The organism is Blastococcus sp. SYSU DS0828, from assembly GCF_054050975.1.
Map to the genome: position 1 here is coordinate 1 of NZ_JBJHAK010000033.1, position 17080 is coordinate 17080.

Consider the following 17080-nt stretch of genomic DNA (forward strand, 5'->3'; position numbering starts at 1 on the left):
CCCCCCCCCCCCCCCCCCCCCCCCCCCCCCCCCCCCCCCCCCCCCCCCCCCCCCCCCCCCCCCCCCCCCCCCCCCCCGCCCCCCCCCCCCCCCCACCCCCCCCCCCCCCCCCCCCCCCCCCCCCCCCCCCCCCCCCCCCCCCCCCCCCCCCCACCCCGGCGGGGCCCCCGGCGCCGTGGTGGCCGCGGCCGTCGACCCTGGTCGCGACGGCGGCAGGCGTCGCCGGCGATTGCTTCCCGGAGACGCCGCCACCACAGTGGGGCCACCACCTCCGGACCGGACGGTCGGCCCTCCCCCACCCCCCGGGACCCGCCGGGTCCGGCGAATTCCAGGAGCGACGATGCAGGAGCACACCGAGATCCGCCAGGTCGGCCGACGGGTCGCACGCGGGCGCGGTCGCCCCGGCGACCCCGCCGCGCGGGTGCGCGTCGACCGGGACACCACGACGAACGCGGAGACGGCGTGAGCGCCCCGGTCCCCGCCCGCGTCGCCGTCATCGGCGGCGGGCGCATGGGCGCCGGCATCGCCCAGGCCTTCCTGACCGCCGGCGCCCGCGTCGAGGTCGTGGAGGCCGGCGCAGAGGCTGCCGACGCCGCCCACGGCCGGGTGGCCGAGGGGCTGGCGGAGGCCGCCCGCCGCGGAAAGCTCGACGGCGACGTCGCCGCCGCGCTGGACCGGCTGACCCTGGTGGACTCCCCCGCCGCGCTGGACCGGGAGAACGGGCTGGTCGTCGAGGCCGTCCCCGAGCGGGCCGACCTCAAGGCGGAGGTGCTGGGCGCCGCGGAGTCCGCCGTCGGCCCGGACGCGGTGCTCGCCACGAACACCAGCTCCCTCTCGGTCACCGAGCTCGCCGCGGCGCTGGAGCGCCCGGCCCGGTTCCTCGGCCTGCACTTCTTCAACCCCGTGCCGGCGTCCAAGCTCGTGGAGGTGGTGGTCGCCCGCGAGACCGCGGCCGAGCTCGTCGGGATCGCCTCCGGCTGGGTGCGCGCACTCGGCAAGACCGACGTCGTGGTGAAGGACTCCCCCGGCTTCGCCTCCTCCCGGCTCGGGGTGCTGCTGGGGCTGGAGGCGATCCGGATGCTCGAGGAGGGGGTCGCCGACGCCGAGGCCATCGACGCCGCCATGGAGCTGGGCTACCGGCACCCGATGGGGCCCCTGCGCTCCACCGACCTCGTGGGCCTCGACGTGCGGCTGGCGATCGCCGAGTACCTCCACCGGACCCTCGGCGAGCGGTTCGCCCCACCGCAACTGCTCCGCGACAAGGTCGCGGCGGGCGAGCTCGGCCGCACCACCGGTCGCGGATTCCACACCTACGACTGACCCGAGGCGGCCCCGATGACCAGCCCTGCCCCGCAGCGCCTCGCCGAGGAGACCGTCCGCCGCTACCTGGCGGAGGATTCCGCGGCGCGGGCACTCGGCGTCACCGTCAGCTCCGTGGCGCCGGGTTCGGTCACGGCGCACATGATCATCCGGCCCCAGATGCTCAACGGGCACGGCACCGCGCACGGCGCTGCACTGTTCGCCGTCGCCGACATCGCCTTCGCGATGGCCTGCAACTCGCACGGACAGCCGGCGGTGGGGCGGTCGTGCAGCATCGAGTACCTCGCGCCGGCCCGCGCCGGCGACACCGTCACCGCCACCGCGGTGGAACGATCGCTCGTGGGGCGGGGCGGGATCTACGACGTCGCGGTGACCCGCGACGCGGACGGGCTGCTCCTCGCCGAGATGCGGGGACACAGCCGCCAGGTGCCCCCCGCCCCGCCCGGACGCGCCTGACGGTCCGAGGGCCGGCCGGCCCGGGTCAGGACGCCGGTGGCGCCGGGGCGCGGGTCCGCAGGCCCCGGAAGGTCGTGGTCACGAGGGCGTCGGCGAGGTCGTCCGCGGACAGGCCGCCGCCGGGCCGGTACCACTCGGTCAGCGAGTTGACGGTGCCGAAGAGCAGGCGGCTGGTGACGGCGGGATCGACGTCGGGGCGCACGTCGCCCTCGTCCTCGGCGGCGCGCACCAGGTCGGTGACGACCCGGTCGAACTCCCGTCGCCGCTGCAGCGCCGCCTGCTCGACCGGGGAGTTGCCCCGGACCCGGAGCAGGAGCGTCACGAAGGGCAGCTCGGCCGCGAGCACGCGGACCGACCCGCGGACGACGTGCTCCAGCCGGTCGATCGCCGGGCCGGTGGTGCCGCCGGGCTCATCGGTGACGGCGAACAACGCGTCCAGCGCACGGTCGAGCGCCAGCCGCAGCAGCTCCACCTTGCTGGGCACGTGGTGGTAGATCGCCGACTTGGTGACGCCGAGCCGGGTGGCCAGCTCCTCCATGCTGGTGGCGTCGTAGCCGCGCTCGTTGAAGACCTCGACGGCGACGTCGAGCAGCGAGTCCAGCGAGTGCCCCGGGCGGCCGCGTCGGGCCGGGGGCGCGTCGGCGGTCGACGTCATGCACGGTTCCGGTTGTCGGTCATGCGCTTGAGTTTGCCAACCGATCGGGGCAGCGTCTCGGGGTCCACCACGAGCACCTCGATGCTGGACCCGACGACGTCCTTGACGCCCGTGCGCACCGCGGCCGCCGCGGCAGATCTCGCCTCCGCCGGGCAGTCCGGCCGCGCCTCGACGCGGCAGATCAGGTGGTCCATCCGCTCCCGGGTGACGAGCTCGAGGGCGAAGTGCGGGGAGAGCCCCGGCGTCCGCAGCACGATCTCCTCGATCTGGGTGGGGAACAGGTTCACCCCCCGCAGGATGATCATGTCGTCGGTGCGGCCGGTGATCTTCTGCATCCGCCGGAACGCCGGGCGCGCGGTGCCGGGCAGCAGCCGGGTGAGGTCGCGGGTCCGGTAGCGGACGACCGGCATCGCCTCCTTGGTCAGCGAGGTGAAGACGAGCTCCCCCTCCTCGCCGTCGGGCAGCACCTCACCGGTGAGCGGGTCGATGACCTCCGGGTAGAAGTGGTCCTCCCAGACGTGCAGCCCGTCCTTGGTCTCCACGCACTCCTGGGCGACGCCGGGGCCCATCACCTCGGACAGGCCGTAGATGTCCACGGCGTGGATGCCGGCCCGCTCCTCCATCTCGCGGCGCATCTGCTCGGTCCAGGGCTCGGCGCCGAAGATGCCGATCTCGAGGCTGCTCTCCCGCGGGTCCACGCCCTGCTTCTCGAACTCGTCGATGACGGTGAGCATGTAGGAGGGCGTGACCATGATGATCCGCGGCTCGAAGTCGCGGATCAGCTGCACCTGCCGCGGCGTCATGCCACCGGACACGGGGACGACGGTGCACCCCAGCTTCTCGGCTCCGTAGTGGGCGCCCAGGCCGCCGGTGAACAGGCCGTAGCCGTAGGCGTTGTGCAGCGTGTCCCCCGGCCGGCCCCCCGCGGCGCGGATGGAGCGGGCCATGACCGTCGCCCAGGTGTCGAGGTCGCGCTCGGTGTAGCCGACGACGGTCGGCTTGCCGGTGGTGCCGGAGGAGGCGTGCACGCGGCGCACCTGGTCCTTCGGGACCGCGAACATCCCGAAGGGGTAGTTCTCGCGCAGGTCGGCCTTGCTGGTCGTCGGGAACTTCGCGAGGTCGGCGAGCTCCCGGCAGTCGTCGGGGTGCACGCCGGCCGTGTCGAAGGCCCGGCGGTAGTGCGGCACGTTGTCGTAGGCGTGCCGCAGCGACCACTGGAGCCGCTCCAGCTGCTGCGCGCGCAGCTCATCGACGCCCAGGCGCTCGGCGGGGTCCAGCAGCGCCGGGTCGGGCGCCTCCCCCGGGCGCCCGTTCGTCTCCGTGGTCGCAACCGTCATGGCAGTGGCCTCCGATGTCCTGAGCGTCGTCACCGGACGGTCGGCGCGCGAGCTCGGCTCCGAATTACCGACCGGGCGGTCAGGTAAGCATCCCCTCCTCTCGACCGCTGTCAAGACCCGCCCGGCGAGCGCCGCGGACAGGGTTGTGCGGCGGCCGCCGCTGGTGCACACTGATTACCGACCGTCCGGTCAGTAAATGACCCGAGACGCACCCGAGGGGAACGAGATGTCCGCACCCACCCTGGACCGGCCCGCACCCGACGAGACCGCGCTGCAGGACCAGTTCGACGTCACCATCGCGGCCGGCCATCGCATCGAGCCGCGGGACTGGATGCCCGAGGGGTACCGGAAGACGCTCATCCGCCAGGTCGCGCAGCACGCGCACTCGGAGATCATCGGCATGCAGCCCGAGGGCGACTGGCTGCTCGCCGCGCCCAGCCTGCGGCGCAAGGCCGTCCTGCTGGCCAAGGTGCAGGACGAGGCCGGTCACGGCCTGTACCTGTACTCCGCGGCCGAGACGCTCGGCGCCGACCGCGCCGACCTCACCGACAAGCTGATCGAGGGCAGGCAGAAGTACAGCTCGATCTTCAACTACCCGACGCTCACCTACGCCGACGTCGGCGTCATCGGCTGGCTGGTCGACGGCGCGGCCATCTGCAACCAGGTGCCGCTGTGCCGCTCCTCCTACGGGCCCTACGCCCGGGCGATGATCCGGGTCTGCAAGGAGGAGTCGTTCCACCAGCGGCAGGGCTACGAGCTGCTGATGACGATGATGCGCGGCACCGACGAGCAGCGGGCCATGGTGCAGGACGCCGTCGACCGCTGGTGGTGGCCCTCGCTCATGATGTTCGGCCCGCCCGACGACGACAGCCCCAACACCGCGCAGTCGATGGCCTGGGGCATCAAGCGGCACACCAACGACGAGCTGCGCCAGCGGTTCGTGGACATGTCCGTGCCGCAGGCCGAGGTCCTCGGTGTCACGCTCCCCGACCCCGACCTCTCCTACGACCCCGAGACCGGCCACTACCGGTTCGGCCGGATCGACTGGGACGAGTTCAAGCGGGTCATCTCCGGCGAGGGCCCGATGAACGCCGTGCGCGTCGCCCGCCGCCGCGCGGCCCGGGACGACAACGCCTGGGTCACCGAGGCGGCCACGGCCTACGCCCGCAAGCACGAGGGGGCGGCCGCGTGAGCGGGGAGGTCACCGCCGAGGGCGGGCACGGCGCGGTCCCGACCGGGCCGGAGGTGCCGGTGCAGGCCCAGCGGCCGGCCGTGCGCCGGGACTGGCCGCTGTACGAGGTCTTCGTCCGCGGCAAGCGCGGGCTCAACCACGTGCACGTCGGCTCGCTGCACGCACCCGACGACGAGATGGCCGTGCACGCCGCCCGCGACCTCTACACCCGGCGCAACGAGGGCGTGAGCATCTGGGTGGTCAAGGCCGCCGACATCACCGCGTCCAGCCCCGCCGAGAAGGACCCGATGTTCGCCCCCAGCGGCGACAAGGTCTACCGCCACCCGACGTTCTACGAGATCCCCGAGAACGTCCCCCACATGTGAGGCGAGATCTGCACAGTGGCCCGCATCGGCTCCCCGACGGCGGCCACTGTGCAGATCTCGCCGGAGTCAGGAGCGAGGCCATGCACGAGGAGACGGTGTACGACGCGCTGGCCAATGCGCACGACGACGCGGGGCACTGGGCCTTCGGCACCGGCTTCGACGACCCGCTGGCCGGCGTCGACACCACGGTGCCCCACGACGTCGACGCCGCCGACCTCGGCACCTACTGCCTGATGCTCGGCGACGACGCGCTCGTGCTCGCCCAGCGGCTCACCCAGTGGATGACCAACGCGCCGGAGCTCGAGGAGGAGGTGGCGCTGGGCAACATCGGCCTGGACCTCCTCGGCCAGGCCCGGCTCCTGCTCGCCCGCGCCGGGGCGGCCGGGGTGCTCGGCCGCTCGCGGGAGCTCGCCGCGGAGACCATCCCCGACGAGGACGCCCTGGCCTACTTCCGGGACGCCGACGAGTTCCGCTGCACCGGCCTGGTCGAGGCGGAGAACGGCGACTTCGCGCAGACGATGGTCCGCCTGCTCGTCGCCTCGACGGTGCGGCTGGCGGCCTTCGCCCGGCTGCGGGAGTCCCGCGACCCGGTGCTCGCCGCCATCGCCGCGAAGGGCGTGCACGAGCTCGCCTACCACCGCGACCACGCCGCCCGCTGGGTGCTGCGCCTGGGCGACGGCACCGAGGAGTCGCACCGGCGGGCCCAGGACGGCGTCGCCGCGGTATGGCCGCTGCTGGCCGACCTGTTCACCGCCACGGATGTCGAGGCCCGGCTGGTCGCCGCCGGGGTCGCCGTCGACCCGGCCGACGTCCGCGACGAGGTGCGCGACGTCCTCACCACCGTGCTGGAGCGCGCCACGCTGCCGGTGCCCGCCTGGCCGGCCAACGCCGCCCCGCGCGGCCGGATCGGGCAGCACGGCGCGGAGCTGACCGAGCTGCTGGCCACCCTGCAGGGCCTGGCCCGCCGGCACCCGGCGGCGACCTGGTGAGCGCCGTGCTGACCGACCCCCGCTCGGTGGCGGAGACGGTCACCGACCCGGAGCTGCCGATGCTGACCCTCGCGGATCTCGGCGTGCTCCGCGAGGTGCGTGTCGAGCAGGGCACCGTCGTCGTCGAGATCACGCCGACCTACTCCGGCTGCCCCGCGATGGGCGTCATGCGGGCGGACCTCGTGCATGCCCTGCACCGGGCGGGCTTCGCCGACGTCGACGTCCGCACCGTGCTCTCGCCCGCCTGGTCCTCCGACTGGATCAGCGAGGAGGGCCGGCGCAAGCTCGCCGCGGCCGGCATCGCCCCGCCCGGGACGGCACCGGTCCGGTCCCCCGGCCCCGTCCCGCTCCAGCTGGGGCCGACGCGGCGGACGGCCGGCTGCCCCCAGTGCGGGTCGGCCGACACCGTCGAGCAGAGCGAGTTCGGCGCCACGGCCTGCAAGGCCCTGCGCCGCTGCCGCAGCTGCGGCGAGCCGTTCGAGCACTTCAAGGAGATCTGATGACGGCGACCGTTCCCGCGGCCGGTTCCGCCCCCACCCGTCCGCGGCGGCGGCCGCAGTTCCACCCGCTCCGGGTGGCCGCGGTCGAGCGGCTCACCGACGACTCCGTCGCGGTCACCTTCGACGTCCCCGCCGAGCTCGCCGAGGAGTACCGCTTCCGGCCCGGCCAGGCCCTCACCCTCCGCCGGGTCGACGGCGACCGGGACGAGCGCCGCTCCTACTCCATCTGCGCACCGATGGGCGCCGCTCCGCGGGTCGGCGTCCGCGAGGTCCCCGGCGGGTTCTTCTCCAGCTACCTGGTGCACGAGGTGCGCCCGGGCGACGAGATCGAGGTGCTCCCGCCCTCGGGCACCTTCACCGCTGACCTGTCGCAGCCCGCCGACCACGTCTTCGTCGTCGCCGGCTCGGGCATCACCCCAGCACTGAGCCTGGCCGCCACCGTGCTGCGCGACGGCGAGTCGACGGTCACCGTCTTCTACGGCAACCGCCGCACCAACACGGTGATGTTCGCCGACGAGCTCGCCGACCTGAAGGACGCCTACGGCACCCGGCTGCAGCTGGTGCACGTCCTCTCCCGCGAGCCCCGCGACGCCGACCTGACCAGCGGTCGACTCGACGGCGAGCGGCTGCGCAGCCTCGTGCAGAACCTCGTCGAGGTCGAGCGCGTCGACCACTGGTGGCTGTGCGGTCCGCACGGGATGGTGACCGACGCCCGCGCCCTGCTCGCCGAGCTCGGCGTCCCCGCGGGGAAGGTCCACCAGGAGCTGTTCTTCGTCGACGACGTCCCGCCCCAGCCGGTGCGCGGCGACGAGCAGACCGTCACCGGGCCCAGCAGCCAGGTGACCGTCGTCCTCGACGGCCGCTCGACCACGCTGGCGCTGCCGAAGGACCAGAGCGTGCTGGACTCCGCGCAGCGCGTCCGCTCCGACCTGCCCTTCGCGTGCAAGGGCGGGGTGTGCGGCACCTGCCGGGCGCGGGTGACCGACGGCGAGGTGGCGATGCGGCGCAACTACGCGCTCGAGGCCCAGGAGGTCGAGGCCGGCTACGTGCTCACCTGCCAGTCGCTGCCCGTCTCCGACGCCGTCACCGTCGACTACGACGCCTGACCCCGGTGGGCGACGCGGTGCCACGGGCGGCGCACCCGCACGGCGCCTCCCGGTGCGCGGCACGGACCGCTCGCGGGGTGCGCGCATGAGGCCCGTGCCCGTCGGCGAGTCCGCCGTCCTCGACGTCGTGGTGACCCCGGAGATGACCGTCCGCTTCGACGAGCTCGGCCCGGTGCACCCGGTGTACGCCACCTACTCGATGGCCAAGCACTTCGAGGAGGCCGGCCGGAAGCTGCTGCTGCGCCACCTCGAGCCCGGCGAGGCCGGGATCGGCAGCGCCCTGTCGGTGGAGCACCTGGCCCCGGCCTGGGTCGGCGACGCCATCCGGGTGACGTCCCGGTGCGCCGAGGTGCGCGGCAACCGCCTGACCTGCGACTGCAGCGCCGTCGATGCCGAGGGGCGGCTGCTGGGCCGTGGGACGACCGTCCAGGCAGTGCTGAGCGAGGAGGCGGTGCAGGCCCGGGTCACCCGCCCGCGGCGGACACGTCCGGGGGGCGCGCCGCCGGACGCCGGCTGACCCGAGGGCTCCAGGTCACGCGGGTTGCGGGAGAACCGGCCGCAGCCGACGCTGGAACCACTGGCGGCCGCGCCTGGGGCGCCGCCCCCGACCGCGCCACCGAACTCCCGGGGCGGTCGCTGCGACGGCGCGCGGCCGCCCCGGGGTCCGCCTCCCGAGGCGTCACCCCGGGGAGCGCGCGTCAGGTCGCCCGGCCCCGCATCCGCCGGTACTCGGCCACCACCGCCGTCGTGGCGGCATCCTGGTCCAGCGCCACGGGCTCCGGGCTGGTGAGCGCCGGCGCCAGCTCGCGCGCCATCACCTTGCCCAGCTCGACACCCCACTGGTCGAACGAGTCGATCTGCCAGATCACGCCCTGGGTGAGGACGACGTGCTCGTAGAGCGCCACCAGCTGCCCGAGCGTCCCCGGCGTCAGCCGCGGCGCGAGGATCACCGTGCTCGGCCGGTTCCCGGGCATGACCTTGTGCGGCACGAGGGCCGGGGGTGTGCCGTCGGCCGCCACCTCCTCGGCGGTGCGGCCGAAGGCCAGGACGGCCGCCTGGGCGAACATGTTGGCCATCAGCAGGTCGTGCATCTCACCGATGTCGTGGCTCGGCTCGCCGAAGCCGATGAAGTCGGCTGGGACCAGCGAGGTCCCCTGGTGCAGCAGCTGGTGGAAGGCGTGCTGGCCGTTCGTGCCGGGCTCCCCCCAGAACACCTCGCCCGTCGCCGTGGTGACCGGCTGCCCGTCCGTGCGCACCGACTTGCCGTTGCTCTCCATCGTCAGCTGCTGCAGGTAGGCCGGCAGCCGGGAGAGGTACTGGCTGTAGGGCAGGACGGCGTGGGTCTGGGCGTCGAAGAAGTTGCGGTACCAGACACCCAGCAGGCCCAGCAGCACCGGGACGTTGCGCTCGAGCGGGGTGGTGCGGAGGTGCTCGTCGACGGCGTGGAAGCCGGCGAGCATCTCGTCGTAGGCGTCCGGGCCGATCGCCACCATCAGCGAGAGCCCGATGGCGGAGGTGAAGGAGTACCGGCCCCCGACCCAGTCCCAGAACTCGAACATGTTCTGCGGATCGATGCCGAACGCGCGCACGGCGTCGGTGTTGGTGGACACCGCGGCGAAGTGCTTCGCCACGGCGGACTCGTCGGCCCCCAGCCCGCGCAGCAGCCAGTCCCGGGCGACGCCGGCGTTGGTGAGCGTCTCCAGCGTGGTGAAGGTCTTGGAGCTGACGACGAAGAGCGTCTCGGCGGGGTCGAGGTCGCGGGTGGCCTCGGCGAAGTCGGTGGGGTCGATGTTGGAGACGAACCGCAGGGTGAGGTTCCGGTCGGCGTGGTGCCGGAGGGCGGTGTACGCCATCGCGGGGCCCAGGTCGGAGCCGCCGATGCCGATGTTGACCACCGCCCGGATCGGCTTCCCCGTGTGCCCGCGCCATTCCCCCGAGCGCACCTGCTCGGCGAAACGGCGCATCCGCCCCAGCACCTCGTGCACGTCGCGGACCACGTGCTGGCCGTCCACCACGAGCTCCTCGCCCGGCGGCATGCGCAGCGCGACGTGCAGGACGGCGCGGTCCTCGGTGGTGTTGATGTGCTCGCCGCGGAACATCGCCTGGATGCGGTCGGGCAGACCCGCACGCTCGGCGAGGGCGACCAGCAGCCGCAGCGTCTCGTCGGTCACGCGGTGCCGGGACCAGTCGACGTGCAGCTCACCGACCTGCCCGGTCAGCCGCTCCGCGCGCTCGGGATCGCCGTCGAAGAGGTCCCGCAGGTGCGTGTCCCCGAGGGTGCGGCGGTGCTCGTCGAGCGCGCGCCACTCCGTGGTGTCCGTGATGTCCATGCTGGCTCCGTCCAGGTGCGGTCCGACGTCTGGGTCGATCCTGGCGCTGCTGGTCCTCCCCCGCTCACGGGGGTCCGAACGTGACGAACGGCTCACCACCCAACACTGACGTGAAGGACGAGTTCCCGGCAGACTGTCGATGACACCGGCGACGCCGCCGATGCGCACCGATGCTCCCGGCTCGGCGACCCCGACCGACATCGTCGCCACGGAACACGAGCTCCGCCGCTCCGGGTGCACCGCCGCACCGCCCTCAGAGACCTGGCACCGCCTCCGGTGCTGCCGCCCGCGCCGACGCCTGCGCACCGAACGAGACGGAACCATGTCCTCAGCCCTGCCTGCACTGCCCAAGCCCAGACTGTCGCGCCCCGCCTGGCTCTCGCCGAAGGTCGCCCGCACCGAGGTGCTCGCCGGCCTCGTCGTCGCCCTGGCGCTGATCCCCGAGGCGATCAGCTTCTCCATCCTCGCCGGCGTCGACCCCCGCGTCGGGCTGTTCTCCTCGTTCGTGATGGCCGTGGTCATCGCCTTCACCGGCGGCCGGCCGGCGATGATCACCGCTGCCACCGGCGCCATCGCCCTCGTCGTGGCCCCGCTGACGCTCGAGTACGGCGTCCAGTACCTGTTCGCCGCGGTGATCCTCGGCGGCATCTTCCAGATCGTGCTGGCCGCCACGGGCTTCGCCCGGCTGATGCGGTTCATCCCGCGCAGCGTCATGGTGGGCTTCGTCAACGCGCTGGCGATCCTCATCTTCACCGCGCAGCTGCCGCAGCTGACCGACGTGCCGTGGCTGGTCTACCCGATGGTGGCCGCCGGGCTGGCGATCATCTTCCTGCTCCCCCGGCTGACGACGGCGATCCCCGCACCCCTGGTCGCGATCGTCGTGCTGACGGCCCTGGCGGTGACAGCCGGCTGGGAGATCCCCGACGTCGGCGGCGAGGGCGACCTGCCCGACAGCCTGCCGTTCTTCCTGCTGCCCGACGTGCCGTTCACCGTCGAGACGCTGACCATCATCGCCCCCTACGCCCTCGGCGTGGCCTTCGTCGGGCTGATGGAGTCGCTGATGACGGCGAAGCTGGTCGACGACATCACCGACACCCACTCCGACAAGACCCGCGAGTCCTGGGGTCAGGGCGTGGCGAACATGGCCTCCGGCTTCTTCGGCGGCATGGGCGGCTGCGCGATGATCGGCCAGACGATGATCAACGTGAAGGCGTCGGGAGCCCGTACGCGGCTGTCCACATTCCTGTCCGGGGTGTTCCTGCTGATCCTCGTGGTCGCCCTCGGCGACATCGTGGCGACCATCCCGATGGCCGCCCTGGTCGCGGTGATGATCTTCGTGTCGATCGCCACCTTCGACTGGCACAGCCTGCGCACCATCCACCGGATGCCCAAGAGCGAGACCGCCGTCATGCTCACGACCGTCGCCGGCACGCTCTTCACCCACAACCTCGCCGTCGGCGTCGGCGCCGGCGTCCTCGCGGCCTGCGTGCTCTTCGCCCGCCGGGTCGCCCACCTGGCCGAGGTCACCAGCGTCACGGACGACGAAGGCACCCGGATCTACTCGGTGACGGGGGCGCTGTTCTTCGCCTCCAGCAACGACCTCTACACCCAGTTCGACTACGCCGGCGACCCCGGGAACGTGGTGATCGACCTGACCGACGCCCACATCTGGGACGCCTCGACCGTGGCTGCCCTCGACGCGATCACCCACAAGTACGAGACCCGCGGCAAGAACGTCCAGATCGTCGGGCTGACCGGGCACTCCGCCGACCGCTTCGACCGGCACACCGGCCAGCTCACCGGAGCGCACTGATGCCCGCTGCGGCAGCGCGCGCCGGGCGCGTGGCCTATGAAGGGGGCGTGACCGGAACGCCCCGCGAGCAGCTCATGCAGATCGGTCAGGTCGCCGAGCGCACCGGTCTGAGCCTGCGCACGATCCGCTTCTACGAGGAGAACGGGCTGGTCATCCCCACCGCCCGCTCCGAGGGCGGGTTCCGGCTGTACAGCTCCGAGGACGTCGCCCGCCTCGAGGTCGTGAAGCGGATGAAGCCCCTGGGGTTCACCCTCGAGGAGATGCAGGAGCTGCTCACCCTGCTGGCCGACCTGGACTCCGGCAGCGGCGACCGGGCGCAGCTGGTGGATCGGCTGCGCATGTTCCACGAGGCGGCCACGGCTCGGGTCACCGCGCTGAAGGAGCAGCTCGCCGTCGCCGAAGGGTTCGCCGACACCCTCGCGGAGCGGCTGGAAACGAGCCGCTGACCTGCGGTCGACGGACTCGTCCAGGTCCTCGCCGGTGACCACGGCGATCCTGACCGACCCCGGTTCGAGCGGTGGTGGCGCGAGGTACCGCGCCACCACCGCGCCGTCGTCCGGCCTCGACAAGGCCCGGTGGGTGGCTGCGCGCCACTGCTCCACACCCCCGCCGGGCCACGGCGCACTCCCGGCACTACGGTCGTCGAGGTGGAATTCCGTCGACTGGGCCGGTCCGGCCTCAACGTCTCGCAGATCGCCTTCGGCAACTGGCTGACGCACGGCAGCCAGGTCGAGGAGGACGCCGCCGTGTCGTGCGTGCACGCCGCGCTCGACGTCGGGATCACCACGTTCGACACCGCTGACGTCTACGCCGGCACCGCCGCCGAGTCGGTGCTGGGCCGCGCGCTGGGCGGTCAGCGCCGCGAGGGCCTGGAGATCGCCACGAAGGTGTACTGGCCGACGGGTCCCGGGCCGAACGACCGCGGGCTCTCCCGCAAGCACGTCGTCGAGAGCTGCCACGCCTCCCTCCGGCGACTCGGCACCGACTACATCGACCTGTACCAGGCGCACCGCTACGACCCGACGGTGCCGCTGGAGGAGACCATGACCGCCTTCGCCGACCTGGTGCGGGCCGGCAAGGTGCTCTACCTGGGCGTCTCCGAGTGGCAGCCCGACCAGATCGCCGCGGCGGCGGCGCTCGCCCGCGAGCTGAACGTCCAGCTGGTCAGCAACCAGCCCCAGTACTCGATGCTCTGGCGGGTCATCGAGGGCGAGGTCGTGCCGACGTGCGAGCGGGAGGGCCTGTCGCAGATCGTCTGGTCCCCGCTGGCCCAGGGCGTGCTCACCGGCAAGTACCGGCCCGGCGAGCAGCCGCCGACCGGTAGCCGCGCGGGCCACTCGGCCGTCGGTTTCCAGATCGAGGGGTTCCTCGCCGACGAGGTGCTGGCCAAGGTGCAGGGGCTGCGCCCGGTCGCCGACGACCTCGGGCTGACGATGGCGCAGCTCGCGCTGGCCTGGGTGCTGCAGAACCCGAACGTGGCCGCCGCGATCATCGGCGCCAGCCGACCGGAGCAGGTCCGTGACAACGTCAAGGCGGTCGGCGTGCGGCTCGACGCCGACGTCATGGCCCGTGTCGACGAGGTGCTCGACGGTGTGGTCGAGCGTGATCCCGCCAAGGTCTTCCTGCCCGCGGACAAGGCGGCGAGGGGTACCGCCGCGTAGCGGACCGGCTCCGGCCGCCCGTCACTCCCCCGCGCGCCAGGGTCGGCACGACAGGGCTCTACCCTTACGTTAGGGTAGGGAGTGCTCACTTGCTCCGCCCCGCCCGGAACCGAACGAATCGTGCGCGTCCACGCCGGCGCCCTGCCCCCCCTCGCCGAGCGGGTGGAGGTGCCGCGCTACGACCGCCGGCGGATCCGCACCGGCATCGTGCACATCGGGGTCGGCGGCTTCCACCGTGCGCACCAGGCCATGTACCTCGACCGGCTCATGGACGGCGGGCTGGCTCCGGAGTGGGGGATCTGCGGAGTCGGCGTCCTCCCGTCCGACCACCGCATGCAGGAGGTCATGGCTGCCCAGGACGGCCTGTACACCCTCGTCGTCAAGCACCCGGACGGCGCCTTCGAGCCCCGGGTCGTCGGATCGATCGTCGACTACCTCCTCGCGCCCGACGACCCGGAGGCGGTGGTCGAGCGGATGGCGGACCCCGACACGCGGATCGTGTCGCTGACCATCACCGAGCGCGGGTACAACACCGACCCCGTGACCGGAGCCTTCGACGTCGACGCCCCGGGAATCCGGGACGACCTCCGGCCTGACGCCGCCCTGCGCACCACGTTCGGGCTCGTGACCGAGGCGCTGGCCCGCCGTCGCGAGCGGGGGCTGACACCGTTCACCGTGCTCTCCTGCGACAACCTGCAGAACAACGGCGACGTCGCGAGGCGCGCGTTCAGTGCGTTCGCGACGATGCGGGACGCCGATCTCGGGGACTGGGTCGGCCGCGAGGTGTCGTTCCCCAACAGCATGGTCGACCGGATCACCCCGCTGACCACCGCCGCGGACATCGCGGGTCTCCGTGAGCGCTTCGGGGTGGAGGACGCGTGGCCGGTCGTGTGCGAACCGTTCGCCCAGTGGGTGGTCGAGGATCGCTTCCCCGCCGGCCGCCCACCGTGGGAGGAGGCCGGTGTCCAGTTCGTGCAGGACGTCGCCCCCTACGAGGCGATGAAGCTGCGGTTGCTCAACGGCAGCCACCAGGCGCTGGCCCACTTCGCCCGGCTGGCGGGCTACGAGCACGTCCACGACGCCTGCCGGGACCCGCTTTGGACCGCCTTCCTGCGGGATTACATGGATCGCGAGGTGTCCCCCACGCTCGCGGACGTGCCCGGGATCGACCTGGACGACTACAAGCGGACACTCCTCGCCCGTTTCGCGAGCCCCTCCGTGGGCGACACCGTGGCCCGGCTCTGCGCGCAGACCTCGGCGCTGATCCCCAAGTACGTGCTGCCCGTCGTGCGCGACGGCCTGGCCAGGGGCGGAGACGTGCGCCGCGCAGCCGCTGTCGTCGCCAGCTGGGCCCGGTCCGCGGAGGGCCGGGACGACGCCGGGCGCCCCCTGCCGCTGGTCGACCGGCAGGCCGACCGGGTACGCGCCAACGCGAGCCGGCTCGACGAGGACCCGGTCGCCTTCATCGCGGACCGCAGCATCTTCGGGGACCTGGTGGACGACGAGCGCTTCGTGGCGGCCTACCGCCGGGCCCTCTCCCTCCTGCGCGAGCGCGGCGCCCGCGCCACCTTGGCGGCACTCGTCGACGCGCCGAACGCATCGGCTTGAGAACCGCCGGCGGGCGGTGACGCCGTCACCGCACACCGGCCGCACCGGGCCGGCCCGCAGGGAACGTCAGACCCGGGTGTTGCGCTTCGTCCAGCCCCAGGCTGCGGTGGCCAGGAAGAGCACCACACCGATGATCAGCAGCCAGAAGAGCCCCTCGACCACCGCGCCGACGACGGCGAGCACCAGCCAGACGACCAGCAGCAGTCCGATGAGTCCGAGCACGGGTTCCTCCTCTGTCCGCGCACGGGCGCTCCGGCCCGCGCGCACCTCGATGTGACCTTGATCGGAATCGCTACCCGATCGCCGGGTCGGTCACGCCTCGACGGGACGGTCGTGCGACCGTTCCACGCACACGGGTGACGGACACGCCAGGATGAGCGCGCGACGAGGAGTCCCGGGCCGGGCGGCAGCGGCCACCGGTGGACGCTGCGAGGGGAGGTGCGCATGACCGAGCCGACGTCGGCCCTCCCCCGGGACCGCCCCTCCCCCGGGCCCGGCCCCGCGCCGGCGACCGCGCCCGGCGCGCACGCCGCGACCCCGCCCCCGGCGGTCGGCCGCGCGTCGCTGCTGCAGCGCGAGGCGGTGATCGCCGGGCGGTTCCTGGTCATCGGGCTGGCCGTGCTGGGCGCCGTCTGGCTGGTGCTGCAGGTCCAGTTCGTCGCGGCCGCGGCGATGCTCGGGCTGGCGCAGGTCGCGATGCTCTGGCCCATCGCCCGGTGGCTGCGGGGGCAAGGGGTCCCGGCCGCGCTGGCCGCGATCCTCTGCGTCGTCGCCTACCTGGCCTTCTTCGTGAGCGTCCTGACCTTCCTCGTGCTCCAGATCATCGGCGCCTGGCCCGGCCTGATCGCCGCGGGCACCGATGCCGTGGAGGCGACCAGCACCTGGGTCCAGGACCGGACCGACGACCTGAACAACGCCGGGCTGAACCAGGTCATCGACCAGCTGGAGACCTCGGTCGGCTCCGCGATGAGCGGGTTGGGCAACGCGGCCGCGCAGGGGCTGAACGCGGCGGGCAACGTCGCCACCGTCCTGATCATCGCCCTGTTCTTCACCCTGTTCGCGCTGACCAGCGGCGACCGGCTGTGGCGGCAGTTCCTCGGGGTCCTGCCCGTGGCGGACCGAGCCCCGACCGACGCCGCCTTCCGCGCCGGGATGCGCACCGCCGGCGCGTGGTTCTACGCGGCCACCGCGACCGGGCTGATCGACGGCATCCTCATCGGTCTCGGGCTGTGGCTGCTCGACGTCCCGCTGGCCCTGCCCATCGGCGCGCTGACCTTCCTGCTCGGCTACGTGCCGCTGGTGGGCGCGACGATCGCGGGAGCGGTCGCGGTCGCGGTCGCCGGCGTCACCAACGGCTGGACCACCGCGCTGTGGGCACTCCTCGTCGTCATCGTGGTGCAGCAGATCGAGGGGAACGTCCTGGCCCCCCTGCTCCTGTCCCGCGCGATCAGCTTCCACCCCCTGGTCATCCTGCTGCTCACGACCGGGGCTGCCTCCGCCTTCGGCCTCCTGGGCCTGTTCGTGGCGGTGCCGGTCGCCGGTGTGCTCGCCGCCGCGGTCCAGGGCTGGCGGCGGGCGGTGCGCCGCTCCGTGGAGGGGCAGGCGGGCAGCCCCGCCACGGAAGACCCGGAGGACGCCGAGGACGACGGCCACGCACCGCGGGCGCACGCCGGCGCCCCTCCGGCCTGACCGGCGCTCCCCCGCCCCGCCACCGCTCGACCTGACGAGCGGTGTGATCCCGGTTACGG

Annotated in this window: 18 protein-coding genes; 14 read left to right on the plus strand and 4 right to left on the minus strand. The window is 73.4% G+C overall.

Going from position 1 to position 17080, the window contains the following annotated elements; translation table 11 throughout:
* Window positions 1-340: 340 nt before the first annotated feature.
* The 3 genes from ACI79Q_RS19260 to paaI are packed head-to-tail and all read left to right on the plus strand — an operon-like array spanning window position 341 to window position 1776.
* Complete coding sequence (locus ACI79Q_RS19260) at window positions 341-466, plus strand: hypothetical protein (protein ID WP_456599012.1); 126 nt, start codon at window positions 341-343, stop codon at window positions 464-466.
* On the plus strand, window positions 463-1320 hold the full coding sequence (locus tag ACI79Q_RS19265; protein ID WP_456587560.1) for a 3-hydroxyacyl-CoA dehydrogenase family protein: 858 nt from the start codon (window positions 463-465) through the stop codon (window positions 1318-1320). Before ACI79Q_RS19260 ends, ACI79Q_RS19265 begins: the two co-directional genes overlap by 4 nt.
* A gap of 15 nt (window positions 1321-1335) precedes the next feature.
* A complete protein-coding gene (gene paaI, locus ACI79Q_RS19270) occupies window positions 1336-1776 on the plus strand; it encodes a hydroxyphenylacetyl-CoA thioesterase PaaI (RefSeq protein ID WP_456587559.1) in 441 nt (146 codons plus the stop codon).
* A gap of 25 nt (window positions 1777-1801) precedes the next feature.
* On the opposite strand, the gene ACI79Q_RS19275 is transcribed toward paaI, so the two are convergent.
* Window positions 1802-2431 (minus strand): TetR/AcrR family transcriptional regulator, encoded by a 630-nt coding sequence (locus ACI79Q_RS19275; protein WP_456587558.1) that lies wholly within the window; start codon window positions 2429-2431, stop codon window positions 1802-1804.
* Window positions 2428-3768: a phenylacetate--CoA ligase PaaK gene (gene paaK / locus ACI79Q_RS19280; protein ID WP_456615193.1), complete on the minus strand. Its 1341-nt coding sequence runs from the start codon at window positions 3766-3768 to the stop codon at window positions 2428-2430. The genes ACI79Q_RS19275 and paaK overlap by 4 nt, the downstream gene beginning before the upstream one ends.
* A gap of 226 nt (window positions 3769-3994) precedes the next feature.
* On the opposite strand from paaK, the gene paaA reads away from it, so the two are divergent.
* The 6 genes from paaA to ACI79Q_RS19310 all read left to right on the plus strand — a co-directional run bounded on the left by paaA (window position 3995) and on the right by ACI79Q_RS19310 (window position 8437).
* Window positions 3995-4960: a 1,2-phenylacetyl-CoA epoxidase subunit PaaA gene (gene paaA / locus ACI79Q_RS19285; protein ID WP_456615194.1), complete on the plus strand. Its 966-nt coding sequence runs from the start codon at window positions 3995-3997 to the stop codon at window positions 4958-4960.
* Window positions 4957-5325: a 1,2-phenylacetyl-CoA epoxidase subunit PaaB gene (gene paaB, locus ACI79Q_RS19290; protein ID WP_456615195.1), complete on the plus strand. Its 369-nt coding sequence runs from the start codon at window positions 4957-4959 to the stop codon at window positions 5323-5325. The genes paaA and paaB overlap by 4 nt, the downstream gene beginning before the upstream one ends.
* Before the next feature lie 80 nt (window positions 5326-5405).
* The gene (gene paaC / locus ACI79Q_RS19295; RefSeq protein ID WP_456615196.1) at window positions 5406-6314 is read left to right on the plus strand and encodes a 1,2-phenylacetyl-CoA epoxidase subunit PaaC; all 909 of its coding nucleotides are present in this window, start codon (window positions 5406-5408) and stop codon (window positions 6312-6314) included.
* A gap of 5 nt (window positions 6315-6319) precedes the next feature.
* Window positions 6320-6814 carry a 1,2-phenylacetyl-CoA epoxidase subunit PaaD gene (gene paaD / locus ACI79Q_RS19300; protein ID WP_456598432.1) on the plus strand — a complete coding sequence of 165 codons (495 nt, stop codon included), beginning with the start codon at window positions 6320-6322 and terminating at the stop codon, window positions 6812-6814.
* A complete protein-coding gene (paaE, locus tag ACI79Q_RS19305; protein WP_456599008.1) occupies window positions 6814-7920 on the plus strand; it encodes a 1,2-phenylacetyl-CoA epoxidase subunit PaaE in 1107 nt (368 codons plus the stop codon). Before paaD ends, paaE begins: the two co-directional genes overlap by 1 nt.
* 85 nt (window positions 7921-8005) lie before the next feature.
* Window positions 8006-8437 carry a thioesterase family protein gene (locus ACI79Q_RS19310; protein ID WP_456615197.1) on the plus strand — a complete coding sequence of 144 codons (432 nt, stop codon included), beginning with the start codon at window positions 8006-8008 and terminating at the stop codon, window positions 8435-8437.
* A 181-nt stretch (window positions 8438-8618) separates the two neighbouring features.
* On the opposite strand, the gene pgi is transcribed toward ACI79Q_RS19310, so the two are convergent.
* Window positions 8619-10250: a glucose-6-phosphate isomerase gene (pgi, locus tag ACI79Q_RS19315; protein ID WP_456587550.1), complete on the minus strand. Its 1632-nt coding sequence runs from the start codon at window positions 10248-10250 to the stop codon at window positions 8619-8621.
* Between the two features lie 322 nt (window positions 10251-10572).
* Between pgi and ACI79Q_RS19320 the strand changes: the two genes are divergently transcribed.
* The 4 genes from ACI79Q_RS19320 (at window position 10573) to ACI79Q_RS19335 (ending at window position 15332) form a co-directional block, all read left to right on the plus strand.
* Window positions 10573-12063, plus strand: a complete 1491-nt coding sequence (locus ACI79Q_RS19320; protein WP_456587549.1) for a SulP family inorganic anion transporter — start codon at window positions 10573-10575, stop codon at window positions 12061-12063.
* Between the two features lie 47 nt (window positions 12064-12110).
* On the plus strand, window positions 12111-12509 hold the full coding sequence (locus tag ACI79Q_RS19325; RefSeq protein ID WP_456587548.1) for a MerR family transcriptional regulator: 399 nt from the start codon (window positions 12111-12113) through the stop codon (window positions 12507-12509).
* 201 nt (window positions 12510-12710) lie between these two features.
* Window positions 12711-13724: an aldo/keto reductase family protein gene (locus ACI79Q_RS19330; RefSeq protein ID WP_456587547.1), complete on the plus strand. Its 1014-nt coding sequence runs from the start codon at window positions 12711-12713 to the stop codon at window positions 13722-13724.
* Window positions 13725-13844: 120 nt separating this feature from the next.
* On the plus strand, window positions 13845-15332 hold the full coding sequence (locus ACI79Q_RS19335) for a mannitol dehydrogenase family protein (protein ID WP_456615198.1): 1488 nt from the start codon (window positions 13845-13847) through the stop codon (window positions 15330-15332).
* Window positions 15333-15398: 66 nt separating this feature from the next.
* Here the strand turns inward: ACI79Q_RS19335 and ACI79Q_RS19340 are convergent, their stop codons facing one another.
* On the minus strand, window positions 15399-15554 hold the full coding sequence (locus ACI79Q_RS19340; protein WP_236829151.1) for a hypothetical protein: 156 nt from the start codon (window positions 15552-15554) through the stop codon (window positions 15399-15401).
* A 222-nt stretch (window positions 15555-15776) separates the two neighbouring features.
* On the opposite strand from ACI79Q_RS19340, the gene ACI79Q_RS19345 reads away from it, so the two are divergent.
* Complete coding sequence (locus tag ACI79Q_RS19345) at window positions 15777-17021, plus strand: AI-2E family transporter (RefSeq protein ID WP_456615199.1); 1245 nt, start codon at window positions 15777-15779, stop codon at window positions 17019-17021.
* Window positions 17022-17080: the final 59 nt, after the last annotated feature.

What these genes read in the sequence shown, in the direction of transcription:
- ACI79Q_RS19260 (WP_456599012.1), top strand. Translation starts at nt 341, where the DNA reads ATGCAGGAGCACACCGAGATCCGCCAGGTCGGCCGACGGGTCGCACGC.
- paaI (WP_456587559.1), top strand. Translation starts at nt 1,336, where the DNA reads ATGACCAGCCCTGCCCCGCAGCGCCTCGCCGAGGAGACCGTCCGCCGC.
- ACI79Q_RS19275 (WP_456587558.1), bottom strand. Translation starts at nt 2,431, where the DNA reads ATGACGTCGACCGCCGACGCGCCCCCGGCCCGACGCGGCCGCCCGGGG.
- paaK (WP_456615193.1), bottom strand. Translation starts at nt 3,768, where the DNA reads ATGACGGTTGCGACCACGGAGACGAACGGGCGCCCGGGGGAGGCGCCC.
- paaA (WP_456615194.1), top strand. Translation starts at nt 3,995, where the DNA reads ATGTCCGCACCCACCCTGGACCGGCCCGCACCCGACGAGACCGCGCTG.
- paaC (WP_456615196.1), top strand. Translation starts at nt 5,406, where the DNA reads ATGCACGAGGAGACGGTGTACGACGCGCTGGCCAATGCGCACGACGAC.
- paaE (WP_456599008.1), top strand. Translation starts at nt 6,814, where the DNA reads ATGACGGCGACCGTTCCCGCGGCCGGTTCCGCCCCCACCCGTCCGCGG.
- ACI79Q_RS19310 (WP_456615197.1), top strand. Translation starts at nt 8,006, where the DNA reads ATGAGGCCCGTGCCCGTCGGCGAGTCCGCCGTCCTCGACGTCGTGGTG.
- pgi (WP_456587550.1), bottom strand. Translation starts at nt 10,250, where the DNA reads ATGGACATCACGGACACCACGGAGTGGCGCGCGCTCGACGAGCACCGC.
- ACI79Q_RS19320 (WP_456587549.1), top strand. Translation starts at nt 10,573, where the DNA reads ATGTCCTCAGCCCTGCCTGCACTGCCCAAGCCCAGACTGTCGCGCCCC.
- ACI79Q_RS19345 (WP_456615199.1), top strand. Translation starts at nt 15,777, where the DNA reads ATGACCGAGCCGACGTCGGCCCTCCCCCGGGACCGCCCCTCCCCCGGG.